This window comes from Candidatus Eisenbacteria bacterium, from assembly GCA_016867715.1.
GTDB lineage: Bacteria > Orphanbacterota > Orphanbacteria > Orphanbacterales > Orphanbacteraceae > VGIW01.
In genome coordinates this window covers 1-6,316 of the sequence record VGIW01000133.1, presented here as the reverse complement: position 1 = coordinate 6,316, position 6,316 = coordinate 1, and the positions used below count along the sequence as shown (strand labels likewise).

The window sequence follows — 6,316 nt, the reverse complement described above, 5'->3', positions numbered from 1 at the left end:
TTCTGGACGAACCCTGCGTACAACGAGTCGAACCAGCCGGTCGTGGGGATCGCGCGGTTCGAGGCGGAGGCTTATTGCCGCTGGCTCACGCAGGCGGCGCGCGACGGGCGAACCTATCGGCTTCCGACCGTCGCCGAATGGCAGGCGGGAGCGAGGGGAGAGGAGGGACGGCTCTACCCGTGGGGAGACGAACCGGGTCCTTTACGATGCAACTATTGGCATGCGGGGTATCTGGGCATGACCTCTCCGGCCGGCGTCTACCCGGAAAGCGCGACGCCCGATGGGATCGAGGACATGGCGGGAAACGTCCACGAACTCTGCCTGGACGCGGAGACCGGGAAGATCTACGCCTGCGGCGGCTCTTGGATGTCCGACGAGATCTCCGACTGCCGGGCGACCAAGATGCGTCCGGTTCCGGATGGAGGAGAACGGTCGGGCGAGGTCGGCTTCCGGATCGTGGCCGCAGCAAAGGATCCGTCCGAGATCCGGACTACACGGGAGGGATGAACCGGTAGCAAAACTCGTACGGTTTCGACCAGGGACCGGGCGCCGGGACTCTGTGGTAGAGGGAGAGCCGAGAAAGCGAACGCGGATCGAAATCGTCGCGCGAGACCCGGATGAGCCTCACGCCGCGATCGGATGCGAAGCGAAGCAGCCTCTCGCTGATTCGCAGGTCGGGAAGGGCGACGACCACGAGGTGATCGGCCGCGTACTTCACCGCGCACGCGATCGCGATCTCGTAGCCGCCGCGAAACGGACGAAGGTCGGGGTCCTTGTCGGGATCCGTCCGGCAGAGCCGCTCCGGCGGGTACCATGCCAAGAACTTCTCGTAGTCCTTCTCGGTCTTATCGAAGAGCGGGATGAGCCCTCTGGTCAGGCTGACGCTGTAGGCGACCCGCAGCTCGATGACATTCGCCTCGATCTTCCGTTCGGGGTGATGCCATTGGAAGAGGTCGTCGAAGGCCTCGAAATCTCCCCGCAGCGGCACATGTTCCGAGCTGTGTTGGCTCAGGTTCGTTGCCTCGGCGTCGAAGATCCAAGCGACGGGGCAGGTCCCGTCGCACGAACCGTACTTCGGGCCCCGTTTCGCCTGTCGAACATGGAGAAACCGCTTCTCGCCTCGAGACAATGCCCGGATGGATGAGCGCCAGGAAGGTCCGAGCCCGATGTCCCCGCTGAAGCGGCGAGTGATCGTCTCTCTCCGGGTTCGATGGGCAAGCCGCCTCGCTCGGTCGATCAGCCGGTTGTGAAGGTCCTGCTGGCCGGGAAACGCTTTCCTGTTGCCGGACTTCTCGAGCTTCTGCTTCTCTTCGGTCGTGAGGGGGACGGGCTCCTCGATCGGGACCCGAAAACCCCCGCCGTCGGGATCGCTCTTGGGAGTCGGCTCGAGATGGAAGACCTCTTCACCGACCATCATGAAGAACCCGCCGTCTCCCGCTCGCGTGAAGCGTGCATAGGGGACCCCATCGGGCGGCTCGGACGGGAAACGGAGCGCGACCTCCTTGAAAGCCTCGGCGAACTCCTCTCCCACGCAAGACTCCGCGGCGTGGATCAGATGTCGATCGAGAGCGGGGATCCATCTCCCCGACGCGTCGGCGAGAGTCCTCGCGTAGCGCCTCATCTTGAAGAGGCGGCGCGGCGAAACGGGACGCTTCTTCGCAAGGCTTAGTTCGATCGTCTCTCGCCAGACGATCTTGAGCGCTTCATGCTTGTCGAACGACTCGGGGGGACGCCCTTCGACGCACGCGGTTTCGAACTCCCAAACGATGCGGGGAATATCGTCTAGCCATCCGGAAACCCAAACCGCTTCCGGTCGGACCGGAGCGAGGAGGAGACGCTCGGGCGGCCCCGATCCCTCTCGGAACGGGGAATCGGGGGGGCAGCCCATGTCGAGGTACTCTCTCAGGCTCTTCCAGTGCGCTGCACCGCATACGAAGAGAACCTCCTTCCCCTCGTCCAGAAGTCCACGGAGGCGCGATCCCATCACGCGTTCCCGCCGCGCGTCCACCTCGACCACGCGCACGGCGTCGAGCCGTTCCTCCAGTCGCGCGTAGAACGCAGCGAGTCCCTTGACGGCGACTTCGTAGTCATCGGCCATTGGCAGGTCGGAACGGCTTCGACCGATCTCTCTGTGCTCCGCATCGATCAACGCCACTTCCGGTTTCCATCCGGGCCAACGTCTCCGCAAGAGGCCGGGGCAACGGAGCGCCATCACGATCGAGTCGCAAGGGGTCATCGCGTAGAGAACCGCCTTCTGTACGACCCTCGTCTCCGTCTCTTCGCAGTCCGGGTGATCGTTCGCCGGGACCTCCATCACCTCCGTGCAGCCGCTTGGATGGATGACGAAGCCGGGCGCGGGCGCCATGCGGAGGAACGCATCGACGATCCCCATCTCCGCATAGGAGGGAGGAAGCTCCACCGCGATCACGTCAAAGCGCTTTCTCCAGCACGCGTCATAGACGAGCTCCGCGAAGATCTGCCGGTGGTGAATGCTGGGTACGACGTAGAGGGACGTGTCGCGATAGCGAATCCACGGGTCGTGAGCGCTCGCTCCCATCAGGCCGTCTTCCCTTCGTGCACCGTGCGAACGGCGGCGGCGATCAGACGATCCGCGCCGGCCCGATCCATCGCCCCGTTCCCCTCGCATCTGTGGAGGCGGGCCGCATAGCTCATGAGCGTGAGCGCCTCGCGGGGCGAGAGCTTCTCCTGGGCCGTCGCCCACTCGCGGAAGGCTTCCATCAGAACTCCCTTCGACGAGGGGACGCCGTTTCCCACGATTGCCAGGATCTCGTCAACCGGTGGATGGTCCATCCGAAACGCGGGACGGAGCCTCTCGTCGATGTATCCCGGGAGACCGTACGTCGCCGCGTCCGCATCGTTCATCGATGCGCAAAACCTGAATTCCGGACGCGCGCGCGCGCTGAAGCCGCCCAGGACGGACGTCAGCGTCCGCCGGTCGTCGAGAACGGATGCGAGGAGCGAGAGCGAGCGGCTCGGCACCTTTCCGATCTCATCGAAGAAACAGATCCCGCCTTGGATCATCGCGGCGAGGAGCGGAGATCCTACATACTCGACCTGGTTCTCCTCGGTCACTCGCGCCGTGCAGGCGATGTCCTCGGGTGTCAGCTCCTCGTGCCCGTGCATGATGAACAACGGTCTCTTGGTTTCGCGGGCGAGGTAGTAGATCAGCTCGTTCTTCCCGACCCCGGGCGGGCCGATCACGCGAAAGTGGAGCGCTCCTTCCCCCTCGACGTCGAGCCAAGCGGCCAGGCACTGAGCGATGAGATCCTCTCGGCCGACGAAAGGTCTCTCGGGGACGAGATCCGGTCCGGGGATCAGGACCTTGACCGGGTTCTCCCGACCGAACACATGAGCCTGGAACTCCTTGCTGGATGGAAGACCGACTCCCATGAGCTCACCGCCTTGATGGTTGTTGTGGATCGGATGTGCGTCTGATTATGGCAATTCGGACGCACGGGAGTCAACGGGAATGGGCGGGACTTGGCGTCGGCTAGTATCCCGCCGGGGCGCCTCCCTTGCGCGGATCGGAGGAGGCTTGATAGCCCCCGCGAACCCTTCGAATGAACGGGACGGCGGCGATCGTCTCGGTTCGCTCGACCTCGTGCTCCATCCGAAGAAGGACGCCCTCGATGAGCGGCCCGAAGCTGGGCTCGAGAAGGAGCTTGTTCGGCATCCATTGGTGATGGAAGCGGGGCGCGGCGACCGCGGCCTCCGCGTCTTGATCGAAGAGGATCGCGGCGAGAAGCACCTCCGCGGTCGCGCTGATGATGCGCGGGCCGCCCGATCCGCCGGCTACCGCGAAGACCCCGTCTTTGTCGAGGACGATCGTCGGCGACATGCTTGAGAGAGGAATCTTTCCCGGCGCGGGGAGGTTCCGCTCCGACTGCCGGAGCCCGAAGAGGTTCTCGGTCCCGCGCCGCGTGAGGAAATCGTCCATCGTGTTGTTGAGAACGAAACCGTATTCGGGGACCGCAACGAGCGAGCCGAACGAGTAGTTGATCGACTCGGTGCCGCCGACGGCGTTCCCGAAACGATCGACGGCGCCGAAATGGCTCGTCCCCCGATCGTCCGGACCGGGCGCGCGCGTGCCGTACGCATCCGGACCCCTCGTCTTCGTCCTCCGCACGGAGGCGGCGCGTTCGTCGAGATACGCGCCGGAGAGGAGCCGCTCGACCGGGACCTCGACGAACGCCGGATCGCCCGGCCACTCCGCCCGATCGGCGAAGGCGTGCTTCATCGCCTCGGCGAGAAGATGAACGTACTCCGGGCCGTTCCACGCTGGCGGTTCCTCGCCCGCGGTCTTCCGGTCGAAGATCCCGAGAATCTGAAGAAGCGCGATCCCCCCGCTTGATGGAGGCGGCATCCCGAGGATCCGCTTCCCTCGGAACTCCCCCTCGAGGGGCGTTCGTTCCGCGACGGGGAAGCTCTGGAGATCCTCGAGTTCGAGAACCCCTCCGGAGGCGCCTGCCGCGCGGACGAGCGCCTCTCCGATCGGCCCGCCGTAGAAGGCGTCCGCGCCCCGCTCGGCGATGAGACGAAGCGCCGCCCCCTGCTCGGGAAGGCGGATCGTGTCCCCCTTGGCGACCGTTCCTTCGCGGAAGAAACGTTCCCATAGAAAGGAGTTGCTCGCGCGGAGCGAGGGGAGCGCCTCGAGCACCGGGATCATCTCGCGTGCGGAGAGAACGTAGTGCGCATCGGCGAGGAAACCCTCCTCGGCGGCGCGGATCGCGGGGGCGAGCACGGTCGCGCGGTCGAGGGTTCCGTAGCGCTCGAGCGCGTGGAGGAGCCCGGCCGTCGCGCCCGGGATCCCGGCGGAGGCGCCGCCGAAACGGCAGGCGAGCGTGTCCTCGAGACGCTCGTAGAAGTCCGGGGTGATCGCCCGCGGGGCGCGCTCGCGGTAGTCGATCGCGACCGACCGGCCGCCGTTCTCATTTGCGAGGTAGACGACCAGAAACCCCCCGCCTCCGATCCCGCTCGCGTACGGCCGCACCACCGAGAGAGCGAACGCGGTCGCAACCGCCGCATCGACCGCGTTCCCTCCCTTCCGGAGCATCTCGAGACCGGCGCGCGAAGCGACCTCGTGATCCGACGCGACCGCGCCGCGAGTCCAGACGGGGGGCGAACCTGGGGAAGGCGAGAACCCGAGGAAAAGAAGAACGAGAACCGCGACAAGGGAACGACGGCGCAGAGGCTGATTCGTTCGATTCATGTTCCCGCTCCTGCAGGGTGCGTTCGGACGGGGACCTCGCCCCACGACGCGAGGCAGGGGGCTCCACGGCCGGCGCTCACTCCCGCAGGGCTCCCCGCCGTGCGGCCGCAGATCGCCTCATCCCGCGAGCCACCAGACTAGCGCTTCCACCCGGCCGTGTCCAGAGGGCCCGCGTTTCGAGCGCTCGAAGGAGGCGCTTGAACCCTTGACCGCCTCGTGATAGAACTTCCAACAAACCAAACGGGGCGCGGGCAAACACTCCGTCCATGAACGGAATCCCCCGTGTCCGGGGGTTCGCATGCATTCCGTCCGCCTCTTGCCTCCCGTCTACGCGCGACCGTTCCGCCTTCCGACCGCCACAGCCTTCTTCTCGCTGTTTCTAGTCGTTTCTTCCGTTTCCGCTCTTCCTTCTCTTCCGTTCCCCGTGAGGGACGACTACGAACCGGCGATCGCGATCGATTCTTCGGGGGCTCCCTGGGTTGTTTGGGTTTCGTCCTTCGCGGACACGAGCACGTCGGGGAACGGAGATGCGATCCACGCGGCGCGGTGGACCGGTTCCGGGTGGGACACCGCGCAGGTCTCGGAAGGGAGGGGCCGGTATCTCGATCCCCAAATCGCCGCCGACGCGGAGGGGATTCTCGTTTCCTGGGTCGAGCTGCAGGGCACGAACTCGGAGATTAAGATCCGGAGGTTCGCGAACGGCTGGTCCGACGAGACCACCCCCGTGCCGAGCCCGGAGGCCGACTTCGCTCCGGCCGTCCGTTCCGCCGGCGCGGCGGGGGGGTTCTGGCTCGCATGGCAGCGTTGGACCGGGAGCTCATACGACGTCTTCTTGGCTCGTGTCGACGCGGACACGGTCGCCGAGGAGCATCTGATCGCGGACAGCCCCGCGAACGACGGCGAGCCGGACGTCGCGGTCGCTCCGAACGGAACGGTGTGGATCGCCTGGGAATCGATACGGAATCGACACATGGAGATTTGCCTTCGTTCGCTGTTGTCCGGGATCCTCGGTCCGTCGGTCCGCGCGACGAATTCCCAGATGACATGGTCTCGCTACCCATCGATCGGCGTCGATCCCTCGGGGAA

Annotated in this window: 5 protein-coding genes; 2 read left to right on the top strand and 3 right to left on the bottom strand. The window is 65.7% G+C overall.

Annotated features, from left to right (window positions below):
* A partial coding sequence (locus tag FJY73_13735; protein ID MBM3321719.1) for an SUMF1/EgtB/PvdO family nonheme iron enzyme occupies positions 1-507 on the top strand: 507 nt, incomplete at its 5' end.
* On the opposite strand, the gene FJY73_13730 is transcribed toward FJY73_13735, so the two are convergent.
* The 3 genes from FJY73_13730 to ggt all read right to left on the bottom strand — a co-directional run bounded on the left by FJY73_13730 (position 491) and on the right by ggt (position 5,230).
* Positions 491-2,557, bottom strand: coding sequence for a hypothetical protein (locus tag FJY73_13730; protein MBM3321718.1), 2,067 nt, complete (start codon positions 2,555-2,557; stop codon positions 491-493). The two genes, FJY73_13735 and FJY73_13730, sit on opposite strands and share 17 nt — an antisense overlap.
* Complete coding sequence (locus FJY73_13725; protein MBM3321717.1) at positions 2,557-3,411, bottom strand: MoxR family ATPase; 855 nt, start codon at positions 3,409-3,411, stop codon at positions 2,557-2,559. Before FJY73_13725 ends, FJY73_13730 begins: the two co-directional genes overlap by 1 nt.
* 100 nt (positions 3,412-3,511) lie before the next feature.
* The gene (ggt, locus tag FJY73_13720) at positions 3,512-5,230 is read right to left on the bottom strand and encodes a gamma-glutamyltransferase (protein MBM3321716.1); all 1,719 of its coding nucleotides are present in this window, start codon (positions 5,228-5,230) and stop codon (positions 3,512-3,514) included.
* 298 nt (positions 5,231-5,528) lie between these two features.
* Here ggt and FJY73_13715 point away from each other — a divergent pair.
* On the top strand, positions 5,529-6,316 hold a 788-nt coding region (locus FJY73_13715; protein ID MBM3321715.1), incomplete at its 3' end, for a hypothetical protein.